This window comes from Streptomyces sp. DSM 116795 (assembly GCF_055792905.1).
Genome location: NZ_CM147707.1, coordinates 2221043 through 2240630, shown reverse-complemented (window position 1 = coordinate 2240630; position 19588 = coordinate 2221043). Strand labels below are relative to the sequence as shown.

General features: G+C 71.9%; 10 protein-coding genes. 6 read left to right on the top strand and 4 right to left on the bottom strand.

Annotated features, from left to right (window positions below; genetic code table 11):
* Position 1 precedes the first annotated feature (1 nt).
* From ACSMXX_RS09390 to fxsT, 4 genes are all read left to right on the top strand, one after another.
* Positions 2 to 3145: an SAV_2336 N-terminal domain-related protein gene (locus ACSMXX_RS09390; protein ID WP_473183580.1), complete on the top strand. Its 3144-nt coding sequence runs from the start codon at positions 2 to 4 to the stop codon at positions 3143 to 3145.
* Between the two features lie 187 nt (positions 3146 to 3332).
* Complete coding sequence (locus tag ACSMXX_RS09385) at positions 3333 to 3596, top strand: hypothetical protein (protein WP_473183579.1); 264 nt, start codon at positions 3333 to 3335, stop codon at positions 3594 to 3596.
* A gap of 34 nt (positions 3597 to 3630) precedes the next feature.
* Positions 3631 to 4929: an aKG-HExxH-type peptide beta-hydroxylase gene (locus ACSMXX_RS09380; protein ID WP_473183578.1), complete on the top strand. Its 1299-nt coding sequence runs from the start codon at positions 3631 to 3633 to the stop codon at positions 4927 to 4929.
* Between the two features lie 75 nt (positions 4930 to 5004).
* Entirely contained in the window at positions 5005 to 8031 is a 3027-nt protein-coding gene (fxsT, locus tag ACSMXX_RS09375) for an FxSxx-COOH system tetratricopeptide repeat protein (protein WP_473183577.1), read from the top strand.
* An 85-nt stretch (positions 8032 to 8116) separates the two neighbouring features.
* Here the strand turns inward: fxsT and ACSMXX_RS09370 are convergent, their stop codons facing one another.
* From ACSMXX_RS09370 to ACSMXX_RS09355, 4 genes are all read right to left on the bottom strand, one after another.
* A complete protein-coding gene (locus ACSMXX_RS09370) occupies positions 8117 to 11974 on the bottom strand; it encodes a multifunctional oxoglutarate decarboxylase/oxoglutarate dehydrogenase thiamine pyrophosphate-binding subunit/dihydrolipoyllysine-residue succinyltransferase subunit (RefSeq protein ID WP_473183576.1) in 3858 nt (1285 codons plus the stop codon).
* Positions 11975 to 12242: 268 nt separating this feature from the next.
* Positions 12243 to 13358 (bottom strand): HAMP domain-containing sensor histidine kinase, encoded by a 1116-nt coding sequence (locus tag ACSMXX_RS09365; protein WP_473184707.1) that lies wholly within the window; start codon positions 13356 to 13358, stop codon positions 12243 to 12245.
* Between the two features lie 137 nt (positions 13359 to 13495).
* Positions 13496 to 14320, bottom strand: coding sequence for a response regulator transcription factor (locus ACSMXX_RS09360; RefSeq protein WP_473183575.1), 825 nt, complete (start codon positions 14318 to 14320; stop codon positions 13496 to 13498).
* A 79-nt stretch (positions 14321 to 14399) separates the two neighbouring features.
* Positions 14400 to 15107, bottom strand: coding sequence for a spermidine synthase family protein (locus ACSMXX_RS09355; RefSeq protein WP_473183574.1), 708 nt, complete (start codon positions 15105 to 15107; stop codon positions 14400 to 14402).
* Positions 15108 to 15491: 384 nt separating this feature from the next.
* On the opposite strand from ACSMXX_RS09355, the gene lon reads away from it, so the two are divergent.
* Both lon and ACSMXX_RS09345 read left to right on the top strand, forming a co-directional pair.
* Entirely contained in the window at positions 15492 to 18014 is a 2523-nt protein-coding gene (lon, locus tag ACSMXX_RS09350) for an endopeptidase La (protein WP_473183573.1), read from the top strand.
* 274 nt (positions 18015 to 18288) lie between these two features.
* On the top strand, positions 18289 to 19425 hold the full coding sequence (locus ACSMXX_RS09345) for a hypothetical protein (RefSeq protein ID WP_473183572.1): 1137 nt from the start codon (positions 18289 to 18291) through the stop codon (positions 19423 to 19425).
* Positions 19426 to 19588 lie beyond the last annotated feature (163 nt).

Sequence of the window (19588 nt, the reverse complement as noted above, 5' to 3'; positions counted from 1 at the left end):
GATGGACCCGAACGGGCCCGCGCCTCAAGGCCGTTCGCGGCGGCCTGAACCGCGGCTGTCCGAGTTCGTCTCCCGGCTGCGCGCGACGGGCCTGGACCCGACGGCCCAAGAGATCGCCGAGGCGCTGTGGTTCGCCCGCTGGGCGGACCCCGGCGCGGGCGCGGCGGAGCCTGCGGACGCCATACGTGACGAGGACGGTCCGGACGCACCCCGGCAGCGGGACCCGGCACGGCGCAGCCGCCGGCCGCCCGGGACCGGCGGGCGGGACGAGCCGCGGTCACGCCCCGGCGCCGTGACGGAACGTCTGCCGTCCGTGTCCACCGTGTCGCTCTATGCCCCGGACCGGCACGGCGGCGGCGCAGGCTCGGGTACCGCCTTCCCCGTGCGCGCCCCGGCCGCCAGCACCCTGCCGGGTCTGCTCGAACTGCAGCGCGGCATGCGCCCGTTACTCGGGTACCGGCCGCCGCTGCCGGCGTTCGAGTCCGTACTGGACGAGGCGGCCAGCGCCGACCTGAGCGCCCGCAGCGGCGCCGTACGCCCCGTCTTCGGCCCGTCCCCGCGACCCGACGCCGAACTGCTGCTGCTGATGGACGCGTCGGCGACCAACTCCGTCTGGCAGCTCACGTTCGACAAGCTGCGGCAGACCTGCGAACGGCTCGGCGCCTTCCGCGACGTACAAGCCCTGTGTCTGCACCGGGGTGCGGACGGCGCACCGCTCGTCGGCACCGGACCAGACCCGAAGACCACCCGGCTGCGGCCCGCCGACCAGTACCGGGACACCACCGGGCGGCGGCTGACGCTCGTCGTGAGCGACTGCGTGGGGTCGCTTTGGCAGGACGGCCGCGCACAGCGGCTGCTGCACCGGTGGCTGGGAAGCGCGCCGGTGGCCGTCGTGCAGCCGCTGCCGCCGCGGCTGTGGCGGCGGACGGCCCTGCCCGGCGAACCGGGGCAGCTCATCCGCGCCAAGGGGCCGGGCGGGCCCGTCACCTTCGAACCGGACGGCTACGGGCCGCCACCCGCGCACGACGTGCGGCCCGTGCCGGTGCTGCTGCCCACGCCTGCGGCGCTGGGCAGCTGGGCGCGGCTGCAGGGCGGTGAAGGGCGGCAGACGGTGCGCGGCGCCGCGGCGTGGGTCAGGCCGCGGCACCACGCCATGCCCGCGCCCACGAGCCCGCGCCGCGGCGAACCCCACGAAATGCTCGCCGCCTTCCGCGCCTCCGCCTCCCCGGGCGCGCTCGACCTGGCCGTGCATCTGGCGGCCGTACCGCTGCTGTTGCCCGTCATCCAGCTCGTACAGGAGGCGATGCTGCCCGACACGGGCCCCATGGAGCTGGCGGAAGTGCTGCTCAGCGGGTTGCTGGAACGGCTGCCGGACGTCGAGGACTCTCCAGGGCCGCGCTACGACTTCGTATCCGGGGTCCAGGAACTGCTTCTGCACTCCCTCGACCAGGGCGCCGCGGAGCTGGTGCTCAAGCACCTCTCGGAGTACGTGACGAGGCGCTTCGGCAGCGGCACCCGCAACTTCCCCGCGATGGCCGTGGCACGGCTGGGCAACCGGCCCGTGGGGGAGGGCGCCGAGGAGGATCTGCGGGCCTACCCGCCGGACGTCCCCGACGAGCTCTTCGCGCAGATTCCGGCGCGGGTGGTGCGGCAGTACATCCCCGACCCGGAGACCGCGCCCGACGACATCTCGCAGGCGGAGCTGCTGCTGCGGCGGTGGCGGGCCCAGGCCGACCCGTGGCTGCTGGAGGAGGCGCGCAGACACGCGGAGTCGGCGGTCGAGTCGGCGGGAGAGGCGGAGGACGCACTGGCGCGGGCGCGGCGCGTGCTCGGACAGGTCCTGCATGCCATGACGAAGACGGGCCCGGTGCGCCGCAATCCCAAGCGCGTACGGGAGCTGCTGCACCAGGCGGCCTACATGCTGACCGCGAGCACGCTGGCCGGGGACGAGGTGCACGCACGGATCGAACTGGCCTCCGTGCGTTACGACTTGTGGAAAGCCGAGGGCGCCGCCGGGCACTTGCACGCCGCCGTGCGGACGCTGCGCGCCATGGAGGGACGGGCCCCCGGCGCGGAGGGGACGCTGCACGGACGCGCCGAGGCCGAGCGGCGCCTCTGGCTGGGCAAGGCGCTGCTGGAGCTGAGCAGGGCCGGGGAGAGCGCCGACCAGGGCGCGCCCTCGTACGAGGTGCAGGCCGCGGACGAACTGGGCGCCGCAGCCGAGCGGTTGACGACCGCCGGGTCGCGCGGCCGGCGGCTCTGCGAGGCCCTGCTCGACCGCGGTGCCGCCCTCCGCCGGGCGGGCGCGGAAGTGGGCGAACGGCTGGCGAACCTCGACCGGGCCGAGGCCGCGGCGACCGGCGACGCCGAACTCCGGCTGCGCTGCGCCCGCGAACGGGCCCGGGTGCACCGGGACTCGGGCCACCGGTCCGCCGCGGAGGCCGCCTACGCGGAGGCCGAGACCTACACCGGCCGCTACAGCTCGCAGCGGGCCGAACTCCTCACCGAATGGGGAGTGATGCTGCTCCGTGCCGACGACGACGAGTCCGCGCAGGAGGGCGAGGCTGAGGTCGCGGCGGCCGCGTCGGAGGCCGTCGGGGCACAGTCCGGCAGCCGGGCCGGCCGTGCCGAGGGGCTGCTGCGTGAGGCGCTCACCACCGCACCCGCGGACGGCGCGCTCGCCGGCCGCCTCCAGCTCCTCCTCGGCGGCGCCCTGGTGGACCGCTACGAGCGGGACGAGTTCAAGCCCGACCTGTACGAGGGCTGCCACATGCTGGAACAGGCCGCCCGCAAGGCCCCCGAGGGCGAACTCCGCGCCGACGCCTGGCTGTTGCTCGGGAAGGCACTCGACTCCTTCCAGGACGGCGGCGCCGACCGCGCGGCCGAGGCGTTCTCCAAGTCCGTCGAAGAGGCGCGGCAGGCGCGCGGCGGTGCCGCCGGGATGGTGGCCGTGGCGCGCGCTCTGATGGGCCGGGCGAAGGTCAACGAGCGCCGCTCCCACCGCAGGCAGGCACTCGCCGACTACCGGGCCGCGCGTGCGGAGTGGCAGCAGCTGACCAGCCGCCTCGCCGACGACATACCGTGGAACGAGGTACGCGAGACCAGCGAGCGGCTCGCCGCGCTGGAGGGCCGGTGGGGCCGGTGACAGGGCCTCTGAGGGGACCTCTGACAGAGCCTCTGACGGGGCGGGGCACGGGGCTTCACGAGGCCGAAACGCGCCGGGAGGGTCGTCCCGCCCGGTGCCCGAACACGTTTCCGGTACAAGGCACTTGGGAAGAACCCTGCACTGTCATTGCCGACCTCCCGCGCGAGGCGGCAGGGAGGAGAGCAGCGTGCCGAAACTGGGCCGAGGCGCGCCCGCGGCAGCGGGCACTGACAACACGGGGAGTCCGCCCCTGCCCGACCTCACAGGCGTCGACCTGCACGTTCTGCGGGCCTCCGACGATCCCGCGGTCCGTGCCGCGGTCGACGACGTGCTGCGTGATCCGTACCGGCACACCGATCTGTGGTGGGGGCCGTCGGACGGGGGCGACACCAACTCGACGAAGCAGGACTGCGTGCCGGCGCCACGCAGAACGGGCCGCAGAACCGTCTGATCGCGCCAAATCTCGGAACGGGGGAGGGGGCACGATGCTGCATGCCGCGCCATCGTTCGCCGTCTCCCCGGCCGCCGTCGCCGCGCTGGCCGGCACCCGTCCCGCCCCCCGTGAACTACGGCTGCTGGAGGCCGGGCTGCACAGCCGGCGGCTGGTATTGCTCAAGTCGCTGCTGGTGCGGGCCGAACGGCACGGTGTGCCGCCGTCCGTGCGCAAGAACCTCCACGAGCACTGGCAGTTGCTCGCCCGCGCCGAGACCCGCGATCCGGTTGCCGCCCGCGAGGCGCTCGACTATCCGTCCGTGGGCAACTGGCTGCTGTACGGCCTGGGCATCCCGCTCACCCGGCCGGCGGCCTTCGCCGAGTTCCTCGGCGGCCTCGGCACGCTCGCCGCCTCCGTCGCACTGCGGACGGGCACCGACTTCCGTCTGACGCTGCCGGCTCCCGGCGGTCGGCTCGTCCTGCCAGGGTTCGGCGTGTACCGCTCCGGGGCCTCCCGCGTACGGGCCGTCGCAGGCCCGCGCAGCCTCCGTCTGACGCCGGGCGACCGGGGCGCCGGCACCCTGCTGACGCCGCCGTACGAGCGTGCGACGGGCGCGGGCTGGCACGGGCTCCTCCCGCTGCACGGAGGCGGCACGCTCCTCGACGCGCTCGACCCGCACCGCGCCGGCATCAGCCCCCGCGAGACGACCGGCACACCGTCGCTCACCGCGCGGAACGCCCGCCGCTGGGCGGGCCGTTGGCACGGGGCACTGGTGCTGCTGGAGGCCGCGGACCCGGAACGCCGGGCCGAGGTCGCCCGCCTGGTGCGAGCGCTGGTGCCGCTGACGCGGCCGGCGGACCGGCCCGAGGGCGCCGCGGCGAGCGGCACCCTGCGCTCCGCGCCCCTCGCCGTGATGACCGAACTGCCCCGGTCGGCACAGGAGTTGGCGGCCGTGCTCGTCCACGAGGTGCAGCACACCAAGCTCGCCCTGCTCTGCGACCTCACCCCGCTCCACCACGCGGACGAAGCCCCCGCCCACCGTGTCCCCTGGCGCGCGGACCCCCGCCCGTTCGACGCGGTGCTGCAGGGCACGTACGCACATCTCGCCCTCGCGGACCTATGGCACCGGTTCGCCGTCCGCCCCGGCGCGACCACGGCCGCACGGGCCACCGCCCGCGCCGCGTGCGAGGGATACCGCGCCCAGGTCGCCGAGGCGCTCGGCGTGCTGCGTGCATCTGGCGAACTCACCGTCGGAGGAGTTCAGTTCACCGACGGCATGGCCCGCCGTCTGGGGGCTCTGCACAGACATCCAGCTGTTTATCCTGGCCGTAACTCCGTTACTACAGGGTGACGTACGGTGATCCTGCGGAGCAGCCGGGGCGAATCCGGCGGCCCGTGACCACCACGGACAAGGGAGAACGTGCCCATGGTCGAGCAGCGGTACCCGGACGGGGGCAGCGCCCCGGGGGACCTGGGGCAGGAGCAGCAGCATGTCACGCTGGCCTTTCCCGGCTACCACCGGTCCTGGGCGACCTGGCTCGCCCACCGCCTGGAGAGCCATGGCCACCGGCCGGCGCTCCAGCGCTGGGACCCGTCGCGCGAACAGCCCCTGGAGGAGGCGCTGGACGACCTGCTGCTCGCCCGGGGGCGGGTGCTGCTGGTGCTCAGCGACTGGTTCTTCCAGCTCGGCCCCCGCCCCGAGGGCGAGTGGAACACGGTGCTGCGCGGCTTCGTACGGGACAACGCCGAGCGGTTCGCGGCCGTCAACCTGACCAACCGCCCCATGCTTCCGGCCACGGCCGTGCTGGAGCCCGCCGACCTGTGGGGCGTCAGCGAGGAGGAGGCCGAGCGGCGGCTGTTCTCCCGGCTGGGCCTGCCGCGCCGCAGCGAGCCGCTGGAACTGCCGGGCGGTCCCGGCTCCCGCTTCCCCAACGACCCGGTGGCCGTCTGGGGTGAAGTGCCGCGCCGCAACCGCCAGTTCACCGGACGGGACGAGCTGCTGAACGAGATCCAGCAGCGGCTCACCGACTCCCGGCCGGGCGCCGCGGCCTGCACGCTGGTCGGGATGTCCGGCATCGGCAAGACGCAGACCGCCGCCGAGTACGCCCACCGCTTCAGCCCCGACTACGACGTGGTCTGGTGGATCAACTCCGATCAGCGCAACACCCTGCGCGAACGGTTCGGCGAACTCGCCGTCGAACTCGACCGCACCGAGAGCTTCGAACTCGGCGAACGCATCCGCGCCGCGCGCGACGCGTTGCACCGCGGCCGGCCCTACGGCCGCTGGCTGCTCATCTTCGACGGCTGGGACGAGACCGAGGAGGCCGCCCAGTACCTCCCGCAGGGCGGCACCGGGCACGTACTGATCACTTCGCGCAACCGATCTTGGGGCGAGACGACGGACGTGATCGACGTGACGGGCTTCCGCCGTGCCGAGTCCACCGGCTATCTCATGCGCCGCGCCCCGCACGTCGGCGCCGCACAGGCCGAGCAGATCGCGGGCGAGTTCAACGACGTACCGCTGCAGATGGCACAGGCCGCGGCCTGGCTCGGCGAGTCGAAGATGGACCCGGGCGAGTATCTGCGGATGGTGCGCCGCAGCGACGCCCACGGGACGGCGCGGCCGCCGGAGATCCCCGACTACTCGGACTCCTCCATCACGTCCTGGTCGATACTGATCAACCGGCTCCGCTCGTCCGAGCCCCACACCATCGAACTGCTGAAGCTGTGCTGCGCGTTCGCGCCCGGGCGTATCCCGCTGGGCCTGGTGCGTGGACTCAACCCGGCCCAGCTGCCGGAGAACCTGAAGTGGATCGCCACCGACCGCCCCGCCTGGGCGCGGGCCCTGGACAGCCTCGTCAACTTCTCCGTCCTCACCCGGCAGTCGCGCGGCAGCGCGCGCAGCGAGGGTGGCCCGGAGCGCGAGTCCGTGCACATGCACCGCACCGTGTACAACATCGTCGGTGAACTCACCGTCTCCAGCGACCGCCCCCTCTACCAGGAAGTGGTGCGGAAGGTCCTGGTGATGGCCGACCCCGGTGCCCCGGAGGACAGCAGGAACTGGACCGGCTACACCGAACTGATCCCGCACCTCGGCCCGTCCGGCGCCTTCAGCAGCCAGGACCGGGACACCCAGTCGATGGTGCTCAACTGTGTGCGCTACTGCCAGGCCGGCGGCGAGTACCGGGCGGGCGCCGAGCTCGCCGAAACGGTGCGCGAGCAGTGGTCGCAGTTCCTCGAACCCGACGCCGCGCCGATGCTCCACCTCACCACGATCCAGGGGAACATCCTGCGCGCCGCCGGCCACTTCCAGGAGGCGTACGACCTGGACAGCAGCAGACTGGAGCGGCTGCGCGGCGGCACGGAGACCGACGAGGACAAGCTGATGACGGCGACGGCCTCCTTCGCCGCCGACCAGCGCTTCCTCGGGCAGTACGCCGAGGCGCTCCAGATGCAGCGCGAGGTCGTCTCCACCGCGGAACGCCTGCTCGGTCCGGACGACTGGTCGACGCTGCGCGCCCACCACAACCTCGCGGTCGGGCTGCGGCTGCTGGGCCGTTATGCCGACGCCTACGAGGAGGACCTGGAGACGCTGCGGAAGCGGGAGACGCTGCTGCGCCACCGGCACCCCGACACCCTCAGCTCCGTCAACTCCTGCTCCCGCGACCTGCGGCTGATGGGGCGCTACCAGGACGCGCTCGCCCGGCAGGAGCTCTGCGTGCGGCGGCACGTGCAGGTGATGGGAGCGCAGCACCCGAAGACGCTGTGGTCCCGGCACAACCTCGTGCTGTGCGAACGCCGGGCGGGCACCTCCAAGCAGGACACCGGCGCGGTGCTGGAGAGCCTGCTGGAACAGCAGCAGCAGACCTACGGGCGCAGCCACTACAGCACGTTCGCCCTCATCACCGACTACGGCAACTATCTGCGGGCCCGGGGCGAACTGGACCGGGCGGCGGACCTGTTGACCGAGGCCGAGGAGGGCTATCGCAGACTCCTCGGCCAGGCACACCCCGTCTCCACCGGCATGCAGTCGAACATCGGTCTCGTACTGCAGGCGGAGGGTGACCGGGACAAGGCCCTGAACCTGTTCGAACAGGCGCTGGCCGGGCTGCGTACCGTCCTCGGCGACAACCACCCGGCGACGCTGGGCTGCGCGCTGAACACCGCATGCGGGCGGAACTTCATCGGGCGGCTGGACGACGCCGTGGAGCTGAGCCGCGAGACGCTGCGCCGCGCGGGGCACGTCCTCGGTGAGAACCACCCGCTCACGCTCTCCTGCCAGGTCGCCCTCGCGGCCGACCTGCGCGCGGTGCGCGAGCACACCGAGGCGGGCAAGCAGGAGGAGGACGCCCTCCAGCGCCTCACCCGCACCCTCGGGGCCCAGCACCCGCACACGCTCTCCGCACGTCAACGGGTGCGCCCGTACTGGGACTTCGAGCCCTACCTGGGCTGAGCACCCCGCCCCCGCCGCCGCACGACGGAGGGCCCGCCGGCAGCGATGCCGGCGGGCCCTCCGTGTGGCTGCGAGCGGCGTGCGCTCAGAGGTCGAAGACCTCCTGGATCAGCTGCTGCTGCTCCTCCTGGTGCCGCTTGCCGGAGCCGACGGCGGGCGAGGAGGACGAGGAACGCGAGACCCGGCGCAGCCGGTCCGCGTTGGGGACCGGCTCGGAGCCGATGATCAGGTCCAGGTGGTCGACCAGATTGAGCGCGATGAACGGCCACGCACCCTGGTTGGCCGGCTCCTCCTGTGCCCACAGGAACTTCGACGCACCGCTGTACTTGGCCATCTCGCCCTGGATCTCCTTGCCGGGCAGCGGGTAGAGCCGCTCGATCCGGATGATCGCGGTGTCGGTCAGACCGCGCTTCTGCCGCTCGGCGTCGAGGTCGTAGTAGACCTTGCCGGAGCAGAAGACGACCTTGCGGACGTCGGACGGGTCCACGGAGTCGTCGCCGATGACCGGACGGAATCCTCCGGAGGTGAACTCCGAGGTCTGCGACGCCGCCGCCTTCAGCCGGAGCATCGACTTCGGGGTGAAGACGACCAGCGGCTTGTGGTGCGGGTTGTGGACCTGCCAGCGCAGCAGGTGGAAGTAGTTCGACGGCAGCGACGGCGAGGCGACCGTCATGCTGTTCTGCGCGCACAGCTGGAGGAACCGCTCGATGCGGGCCGAGGAGTGGTCCGGGCCCTGGCCCTCGTAGCCGTGCGGCAGGAGCAGCGTCACGCCGGACGTCTGGTTCCACTTCTGCTCGGCGGAGGAGATGAACTCGTCGATCACCGTCTGCGCCCCGTTGGCGAAGTCGCCGAACTGCGCCTCCCACATCACCAGCGCCTCGGGGCGGGCCAGGGAGTAGCCGTACTCGAAGCCCATCGCCGCGTACTCGCTGAGCAGCGAGTCGTAGACGTTGTAACGGGCCTGGTCGTCGGCGAGGTACAACAGCGGCGTGTAGTCGTTGCCGGTGTTCTGGTCGAGTAGCACGGCGTGACGCTGGCCGAACGTGCCGCGGCGGGAGTCCTGGCCGGACAGCCGCACCGGCGTGCCCTCCATCAGGAGCGAGCCGATGGCGAGGGTCTCGCCCATGCCCCAGTCGATCGTGTCGTCCTCGATCATCGCCGCGCGCCGCTGGAGCTGCGGGAGCAGCCGTGGGTGGACGGTGACGTGGTCGGGGATGTTGACCTGCGACTCGGCGATCCGCTTGACGACCTCCTGGCCGACGCCCGTCTCGATGTGGACCGGGAACTCGGCCTCGGGCTGCGGGACTTGCGCCGGGGCCGGGGCGTTGGCGGCGTCCCGCACCTCGGTGAAGACCTTCTCGAGCTGGCCCTGGAAGTCCTGCAGCGCCTGCTCGGCCTCCTCCAGCGTGATGTCGCCGCGGCCGATGAGGGACTCGGTGTAGAGCTTGCGCACCGAGCGCTTCTTGTCGACCAGGTTGTACATCAGCGGCTGCGTGAACTGCGGGTTGTCGGTCTCGTTGTGACCGCGGCGCCGGTAGCAGATCAGGTCGATGACGACGTCCTTGTTGAACGCCTGGCGGTACTCGAAGGCCAGGCGGGCCACGCGGACCACGGCCTCCGGGTCGTCGCCGTTGACGTGGAAGATCGGCGCCTCGATCATCCGGGCCACGTCGGTGGAGTACATCGACGAGCGCGCCGACTCGGGCGCCGCGGTGAAGCCCACCTGGTTGTTGACGATGATGTGCACCGTGCCGCCGGTGCGGTAGCCGCGCAGCTGCGACATGTTGAGCGTCTCGGCCACGACGCCCTGGCCCGCGAAGGCCGCGTCGCCGTGCAGCTGGACGGGCAGGACGGTGAAGTCCGTGCCGCCCTTGCCGATGATGTCCTGCTTGGCGCGCGCGACACCCTCGACGATCGGGTCCACGGCCTCCAGGTGCGAGGGGTTGGCGGTGAGCGAGACCGTGATCTGCTCGCCGTCCAGGCCGGTGAAGGTGCCCTCGGCGCCCAGGTGGTACTTCACGTCGCCGGAGCCGTGCATCGACTTCGGGTCGAGGTTGCCCTCGAACTCCCGGAAGATCTGCGCGTACGACTTGCCGACGATGTTCGCCAGTACGTTCAGCCGGCCGCGGTGCGCCATGCCGATCACGCACTCGTCCAGGCGCGATTCGGCGGCCGCGTCCAGCACGGCGTCCAGCATCGGGATGACGGACTCGCCGCCCTCCAGCGAGAAGCGCTTCTGGCCCACGTACTTGGTCTGCAGGAACGTCTCGAACGCCTCCGCGGCGTTCAGCCGCCGCAGGATGCGCAGCTGCTCGTCCCGCTCAGGCTTGGAATGCGCACGCTCGACCCGGTCCTGGATCCACTTGCGCTCCTTCGGGTCCTGGATGTGCATGTACTCGATGCCGGTGGTGCGGCAGTACGAGTCGCGCAGCACGCCCAGGATGTCGCGCAGCTTCATCATCGACTTGTTGGCGAAGCCGCCGACCGCGAACTCCCGCTCCAGGTCCCACAGCGTGAGCCCGTGCTCGGTGATGTCCAGGTCGGGGTGCTTGCGCTGCTTGTACTCCAGCGGGTCGGTGTCGGCCATGATGTGGCCGCGCACCCGGTAGGAGTGGATCAGGTCGAAGACGCGGGCGGCCTTGGTGACGTCGTCGTCGTGCGAGGCGTCGATGTCCTGGTTCCAGCGCACCGGCTCGTACGGGATGCGCAGCGCCTTGAAGATCTCGTCGTAGAACCGCTCCTCGCCGAGCAGCAGCTTGCTGACGATGCGCAGGAACTCGCCGGAGGCGGCGCCCTGGATGACCCGGTGGTCGTAGGTGCTGGTCAGCGTCATCACCTTGGAGACGCCGAGCCGGTTGAGGGTGTCCTGCGAGGTGCCCTGGAACTCCGCCGGATACTCCATCGCGCCCACGCCCAGGATCAGGCCCTGGCCGGGCATCAGCCGCGGCACGGAGTGGACGGTGCCGATGCCGCCCGGGTTGGTGAGGGAGCAGGTGACGCCGGAGAAGTCCTCCATCGTCAGCTTGTTCTGCCGGGCGCGGCGGACGATGTCCTCGTAGGCCTGCCAGAACTCGAAGAAGGTGAGCGTCTCGGCCTTCTTGATGGCGGCGACGACGAGCTGGCGGTCGCCGTTCGGCTTCACCAGGTCGATGGCCAGGCCGAGGTTGACGTGGTCGGGCTTGACCAGCGTCGGCTTGCCGTCCTTCTCCGTGTAGGAGTGGTTCATCGACGGCATCGCCTTCAGCGCCTGCACCATGGCGTAGCCGATGAGGTGCGTGAAGGACACCTTGCCGCCGCGGGCGCGCTTGAGGTGGTTGTTGATGACGATGCGGTTGTCGAAGAGCAGCTTCACCGGGACGGCACGTACGGACGTGGCGGTGGGCAGCTCCAGCGACGCGTTCATGTTCTTCGCGACGGCCGCGGACGGCCCGCGCAGCTGCGTGTACTCGGGGCCGGACGGCTGCTCCGCCTCGGCGCCGCCCTGCGCGGGCGCGGCGGGCTTGGCCTGTGCCCTCGCCGGCTCGGCCGGTGTGGGCTTGGCGTGCTTGGCCGGCGCGGGCTTGGCTTCCGCGGGCTTCGCTTCCGCGGGCTTGGCGGGTGCGGCGGCCTTGGCCGGCTTCGCCTCAGCGGGCTTGGCCTCCGCCGGCTTCGCCGGTGCCGCGTGCGCGGGACCTGCGGCCACTCCCGAGGTGCCGGCTGCGGCGCCCGGCGGCGTGGTGGGGGCCGCAGCCGGCTCTGCCACCGCTCCCGCGGCCTCGGCGCCCGGCTTGTAATCGGCGAAGAAGTCCCACCAGGCTCGGTCTACCGAGTTGGGGTCCTGGAGGTACTGCTGGTAGATCTCGTCGACGAGCCACTCGTTTGGCCCGAAGACGGCGGCGGGATCGCTTCCCTGACCGTCCTGCTGGGTCGAGACGCTCGAGCTGTTGTGGGACTGTGACGACACGGCGGCAACCGCCCTCTTCCGCGTTCCTTAGGTGGTGGACAGCGGGAACAAAGGCTACGCCTCTCGCCGCCTGACTTGCAGTCCAGGCCGGGTTGTCGTCACGCAAGTCACATCAAGAGTCCGGTTTCGGCGCATGAAGTGGCGGGAAACAACCAAGGTTCGCCGCAGAGTGGAACTGGCGGCCCCGGTTCCACGTCCTACTACTTCGGGGCCTTTCGTCAGGCGATCTCTTCCATCAGGGTGCTGTGTCGGCCTGCGCCTCCCCGCGTCAGCCCTGCGCCTCGTTCACACCCGGAAGGGTGACCTGGATGCGGCAGCCCCGGGGGGACTCCGCGACCCTGATCCAGCCGCCGTGCAGGTCCACCGCCCAGCGCGCGATCGCCAGGCCCAGCCCCGTGCCGCCGTCGCCGCCGCCCGGTCCCGAGCCGCGCTGCGAGGACGTCTCGGCGGCCTTCGTACGGTTGAAGCGCTCGAAGACGTGTGCGCGTTCCGACTCGGGGATGCCGGGCCCCTCGTCGAGCACCTCCACCTCGAGGCTCTCCTCGGTCGCGCCCGGGCGCGCACGCACGGTGACGCGGCCGTGCGGAGGGCTGTGCTTGACCGCGTTGTCGATGAGGTTGGCGACGACCTGGTGCAGCCGCTCGGCATCCGCGTAGGCCGTCAGTTCGGGCGGGGAGACGTCCAGATGCAGATGGACGTCCGTACGGGAGTGCCCCTGCCCCTTGCTCATGTTCGCCTCCTTGAGCACCCCCGCCAGGTACGGCCACACCTCGAAGCGGCGTGCGCGCAGCGGCACGACACCGTTGTCCAGGCGGGAGAGGTCCAGGAGGTGCTCCACGAGGCGGCCGAGCCGGTCCGTCTGCTGGAGGGCGATGCGCATCGTCTCGGGATCGGAGTCGGAGACACCGTCCACGACGTTCTCCAGCACGGCCCGCAGCGCCGCGATCGGGGTGCGCAGCTCGTGCGAGACGTTGGCGACGAGCTCCTTGCGGTGCTGGTCGACGAGCTCCAGGTCCGCTGCCATCTGATTGAAGGTCTCGGCGAGTTCGCCGAACTCGTCCCGGCGGTCGCCGCGCACGCGGCGTGAGTAGTCGCCGTCCGCCATGGCTCTGGCCGCGTCCGTCATCTCGTCCAGCGGCGCAGTGAGGGACTGCGCCACGAACTGGGTGATCAGCAGCGAGGCGATGATCGAGATGATGGTGATGACGCGCAGCTCGGTCGCGGAGTTGACCGCGAAGAGCGCGAGCAGCGTGGTGATCACCACGGAGACGATCACCAGCGCGCCCAGCGCCGCCTTCACCGAGCGGTACGGGTCGAGGGGGCGCAGCCCTTCCCAGAGCCGGTCGATCCACCCCACCCATACGGGCTCCCAGCGCCGGCGCAGGCGCTGGTTCAGGCGGCCCAGGGCACGCACCGCGCGCCCCAGGAACCTGCCGGTGACACGGACCGAGCGCGGGAGGCGGACCGCCCGGCTCGCCGAAGGGGTGTCAGGCACCTCTGCCACGTCGCCGACGCCGCCTGTCAGGAGCCGTCCGCGGCCGACGCCGGATAGCCGCCGCCGTCCGCACCGGACGACGCGTTCGCCGAGTTGGAGCCCGACGAGGGCGTCTCGAGTGCGTAGCCCACGCCGTGCACCGTACGGATGCGCTCCGCGCCGATCTTGCGGCGCAGGGCCTTGATGTGGCTGTCGACGGTGCGCGTCCCGGAGGCGTCCGCCCAGTCCCACACCTCGGCGAGCAGCTGCTCCCGCGAGAGCACGGCACGCGGCGAGTGCGCGAGGCACACAAGCAGGTCGAACTCGGTGGGCGTGAGGTGCACGTCCTCACCGGTGACGCGCACCCGGCGCTGCGAGTGGTCGATCTCCAGCTCGCCGAGGCGGAGTATGCCGCTGCGCGGGGTGTGCGCGGCGAGCGTGGCCCGCTCGACCCGGCGCAGCAGTACGTGCACCCGCGCGGCGACCTCGCGCATCGAGAACGGCTTCGTCATGTAGTCGTCCGCGCCGACTCCGAGCCCGACCAGCATGTCCGTCTCGTCGTCCCGCGCCGTCAGCATCAGTACGGGGACCGGACGTTGCGACTGCACCCGTCGGCAGACCTCCAGTCCGTCGAAGCCCGGCAGCATCACGTCGAGGACGATCAGATCGGGCTGCCACGCCTCGGCCGTGTCCACGGCGGCGGGGCCGTCGCCCGCCGTCTGGACCTGGAATCCCTCGGCCCGCAGCCGCATCGCGATGGCGTCGACGATCGTGGGATCGTCCTCGACGACCAGGATTCTGCGCTGCGCGCCAGGGGTGGTCGACGCGGACGCGTTGCTGCTCTGTGCCGGTGTGATGTTCTTCTGGTCCATTCGACCCCGCCCCTGCATGGCCCCGTGGCTTGTTTGTGTGCGTGCTTGCAGCAGCGTAAGGGGCTTGTGTCGGCTGCGGCTATGCCGGTTTGGTTGCGAAGTGGACCACGTCGGGGACGCCTCGGGCGACGGGGATCTCTTCCGTACGAACCCCCTGGAATCCGGCATTCCGCAATGCATCCTCGAATGTCGGGGAGGCTTGCGCCGACCAGACGGCGAGTACGCCGCCGGGCGCCAGCCGGGCACGGCAGCCGGTGAGCCCGGCGGGGGAGTAGAGGGAGGCGTTGTCCTCGGTGACGGTCCATTCCGGGCCGTTGTCGACGTCGAGGCACAGCGCGTCGAACAGCTCGCCGCCCCGCAGATACCGCGTGAGGTCCGCGTGCACGATCTCCGTACGCGGATCGCGCAGCGCCGCGGCCGAAAGCCGGGAGAGCGGCCCGCCCTCCCGGTGCCAGTGGATGACGGCCTCCTCGCGCTCGACGACGGTGATGCGCCCCCACTCCTGCTCTGCGGCGGCCTCGGCGAGCGAGAAGCCGACGCCGAGGCCGCCGATCAGCAGGCGCGGCGCCTCCCCGTGCGCGCTTCGGTGCTGCCGTCCGCGGCGCAGCTCCTCCAGAGCGGCTCGTACGAGCAGACGCTCGGAGCGCCCGTCGGAGGTGTCCATGAGGAAGGTGCCGTTGGCGATGATCTGCAGCAGCGCCCCGTGCTGCCGCAGCACCACTTCGCCGTTCGGCCCCGAGCGGCGGTCGAGGACGACGGGGGCCGCGGCGTCTGGGGGTAGGGACATGGGCTCATCCTCTCGCTCCGCGGTGGCAGCCCGACAAGTGCGGGCCCATGGGGCGCCTCCCGGGACGTTGCTCGGCGGGGGGCGGGTTTCTCTCCGCCGCGACGGTGAGTCGTCCCGCGGCGGAGCCCGGCGGTGCCGGACCTCCGCGCGGGGCGCGGGGAACACTCGCGGAGTGGAGCGCATTGCCGAGAGGGAGATGCCGCGGCCAGATGCGGGCCGCCCCGGGGCAGAGCCCCGGTGGCGGGCCCTCTGGGGCCGCCCGCTCCTCCGGCCGGGCCGGAGTGGGTCGATCGCTCCTGGCGAACAGCAGGGAATCGGCGGAACATCCGCAGGCCTCTGCGCATTGAGTGGGCATAGCTCAACTTGCCTGCCTAGGGAGAGATCATGGCTGCGACGTCCACACCCCTCACCCTGCCCGTGCTGCCCCTCGACGACGAGGTCGTGCTGCCGGGAATGGTGGTGCCCCTGGACCTGTCGGACAGTGAGGTGCGGGCGGCGGTCGAGGCCGCGCAGGCCGCCATCGCCTCTGGAGAGAAGCCGCAGGTGCTGCTGGTGCCGCGGGTCGGGGGGAGTTACACGGACATCGGCGTGCTCGGCCGCGTCGAACAGGTCGGCCGCCTCGCGGACGGCGACCCGGGTGCCCTCATCCGCGGCCGGCAGCGCGTGCGCGTCGGCTCAGGTACGAGCGGCCCCGGCGCCGCCCTGTGGGTTGAGGGGAGGCTCGTACCGGAGGACGGAGAGGGGGAAGGGGCCGCGGAATCCGGCGGGGGTGCGGACACCGACAGGACCGCGGAGACCGGCGGGGCTGCGGACAACGACAGGCCCGCGGAGGCCGGCGGGACGGAGACCGGCGGCGACGCCGCCGAGCTGATGACCGAGTACAAGGCGCTCGCCGCCGACTGGCTCCGCAAGCGCGGCGCATGGCAGGTCGTGGACCGGCTCCAGCAGATCGACGACCCCGGTCGGCTCGCGGACAACGCGGGGTACTCCCCGTTCCTGTCCGCCGAGCAGAAGATCGCCCTCCTGCGGACCCTCGACCCCGTCGAGCGGCTGCGCCTCGCCATCGGATCGCTGCGCGAGCACCTCGCCGAGCAGGACGTGGCCGAGTCGATCGCGAAGGACGTCCAGGAGGGCGTCGACAAGCAGCAGCGTGAGTTCCTGCTCCGGCGCCAGCTCGACGCCGTACGCAAGGAGCTCGCCGAGCTGAACGGCGACCCCGAGGACGAGGGCGAGGACTACCGCGCCCGCGTCGAGGCGGCGGCGCTGCCCGATCACGTGCACAAGGCCGCGCTCAAGGAGCTGGAGAAGCTGGAGCGCGCCTCCGACCAGTCACCCGAGGGCGGCTGGATCCGCACCTGGCTCGACACCGTCCTGGAACTGCCCTGGAACGAACGGACGGAGGACGCCTACGACATCGCCGGCGCCCAGGCCGTCCTGGACGCGGACCACGCGGGACTGCAGGACGTGAAGGAGCGCATCACCGAGTACCTGGCGGTGCGCAAGCGGCGCGACGAGCGCGGCCTCGGCGTCGTCGGCGGCCGGCGCGGAGGCGCCGTGCTGGCACTGACCGGGCCGCCCGGCGTCGGCAAGACCTCGCTCGGCGAGTCCGTGGCGCGGGCGATGGGCCGCAAGTTCGTCCGCGTCGCGCTCGGCGGCGTACGCGACGAGGCGGAGGTCCGCGGTCACCGGCGTACGTACGTCGGGGCGCTGCCCGGGCGCATCGTGCGGGCCGTGAAGGAGGCCGGCTCGATGAACCCGGTGGTGCTGCTGGACGAGGTGGACAAGCTCGGTGCCGACTTCCGCGGCGACCCCTCGTCGGCGCTGCTGGAGGTCCTGGACCCGGCGCAGAACCACACCTTCCGCGACCACTACCTGGAGGTCGAACTCGACCTGTCCGACGTGGTCTTCCTCGCGACCGCCAACGTCATGGAGGCGATCCCGGACGCGCTGCTGGACCGTATGGAGGTCGTGCAGCTCGACGGCTACACGGAGGACGAGAAGGTCACCATCGCCCGCGACCACCTGCTGCCCCGCCAGATGGAGCGCACCGGCCTCGAATCCGGCGAGGTCCGGCTGGAGGACGGCGCGCTGCGCAAGCTGGCCGGCGAGTACACGCGGGAGGCGGGCGTACGGAACCTGGAGCGCTCGGTCTCCCGGGTGCTGCGCAAGGTGGCGGCCCAGCACGAGCTGGGGGAGCGCGAACTCCCCGTCACCGTCGGCGCGGACGAGCTGCGCGCCCTGATCGGGCGGCCGCACCACACCCCGGAGTCCGCCCAGGACCCGGCGGAGCGGCGTACGGCCGTGCCCGGTGTGGCGACGGGGCTCGCGGTCACGGGCGCGGGCGGCGACGTGCTCTTCGTCGAGGCGTCGCTCGCCGACCCCGAGACGGGCGGCTCCGGGCTGACCCTCACCGGGCAGCTGGGTGACGTGATGAAGGAGTCCGCGCACATCGCCCTGTCGTACCTGCGTTCGCGCGGTGCGGAGCTGGAGCTGCCGGTGGCCGATCTGAAGGACCGCGGCATTCACCTGCACGTCCCGGCGGGCGCGGTGCCCAAGGACGGCCCGAGCGCCGGCATCACCATGACCACGGCGCTTGCGTCGCTGCTGAGCGGACGTCAGGTGCGTACGGACGTGGCGATGACGGGCGAGGTCTCGCTGACCGGGCGGGTGCTGCCCATCGGCGGCGTGAAGCAGAAGCTGCTCGCGGCGCACCGTGCCGGTGTCACGACGGTGATCATCCCCAAGCGGAACGAGCCCGACCTGGACGATGTGCCGGAAGAGGTGCTGGAGAGGCTCGACGTGCGTCCGCTCGCCGACATCCGGCAGGTGCTCGAGCTGGCCCTGACACCGGCCGAGTCCGGCTGCCTCCACGATGGCGGCGAGCGGGGGTTCCCGGTGGCGGCCTGACGCCGCGAACCGCCGGGGACCCTCCCCGCCCTGGACGCCGCGCCGGCATCGCATGCCGGCGCGGCGCCGTGTCCGGGCACGGTCGCTCCACGGGCCGGGCCGGGCCGGGACGTTCGGGAGGACGGCCGAACGGCACAGCCGGACATGCGGCGGATCCGGTCGTCGGATAGATCTCGGATTGCTGATCCGGCGGCGCTCAGGGCGGTAACTGCCCGGGGGCCTCTGGGCGCTGCCGGATCCCGACTCCCTGTTCCCTCACAGCAAGGGATGCCGCATGACCGCGAAGCTCAGACGCGTAACCGTCACCACCGCGACGGGCCTCGGCCTGTTCCTCACCCTTCTTCCCACCGGACAGGCCCAGGCGCAGGCCCAGGCGCAGGCTCCGCAGGCGTCGGTCCGCGTGCCCTGCAACGACATCGCCGCGCTCAGGACGGCCATCGACGACGCGAACACCGGCGGCGGCAGCATCGTCCTCGCCTCGCACTGCATCTACTCCCTGACGGCGGCCGACAACACCGACGACGGCCTGCCGGAGATCACCGGGGACGTGCGGATCTCCGGGGACCGGTCCACCATCCAGCGAGGTCCCGGCGCCAACGGTGCCTTCCGCGTCTTCCACGTACGGCAGGGGGGCAGCCTGAGTCTGAAGTCGCTCACTGTCCGCGGCGGTTCGGCGTTCAACGATACGGGGCGCAACGGCGGAGGAATCTTCAGCGATCAGGGCAGAGTGACCCTGACCGACGTGACGGTGAGGAACAACAGTTCCGCGTTCCTCGGCGGCGGCATCTGGAACAACCGCGGAGCGCTGGAGCTGAAGAACACCGAGGTCAGGAACAACACCAGCGTGAACGCCGGTGGGGTGGCCACCAACGGGACGATGACGATGCGGGGCGGCGCCCTCAGCGACAACACGGCCGTCAACTGGGGCGGTGGCCTCGCGAACGCCGGCCGCACCACGCTGCACCACGTGTCGGCGAACCACAACGAAGCCGAGGTCGGCGGCGGCCTCATGCCCCTGGACATCAACGGCCGCAGCGGACCGCTGCGTACGAACTTCACGCAGGTCAGAGGGAACACGGCCGTGACAGGCGGCGGCATCCTGATCGGCGGCACCGAGCCGACGACCCTGTACCGGAGCACCGTCAACCGCAACACCGCGACCGACGGCCCCGGCAGCGGCGGCGGCATCGGCAACTTCGGAGCCCGCTACGAGATCACCACGGCCACAGGCGCCGAGGACGAGCGGATCAGCAAGGCCGGTGCCGCGCAGGCGCTGCCCAAGGTGAATCTCATCCGGAGCACCGTCTTCAAGAACACGCCCGAGAACTGTGCCCCGCCCAACAGCGTTCCGCGCTGCGACGCCGTCGGCTCCGCGCCGTCCAAGAACGAAACGAAGCCGGGCAGGAGTTGACGGTTCCACCACGCCCCGGCCGCCCGTCCCCAGAGCAAGACGCCCGTCCCCCAGAGCAAAGGGAAGCCGCATGACCGACGAGCTCAGACGCGTATCCCTCACCGCAGTCACCGGCCTCGGCCTCTGCCTCACGCTCCTTCCCGCCAGGCTCCGCAGGCGTCGA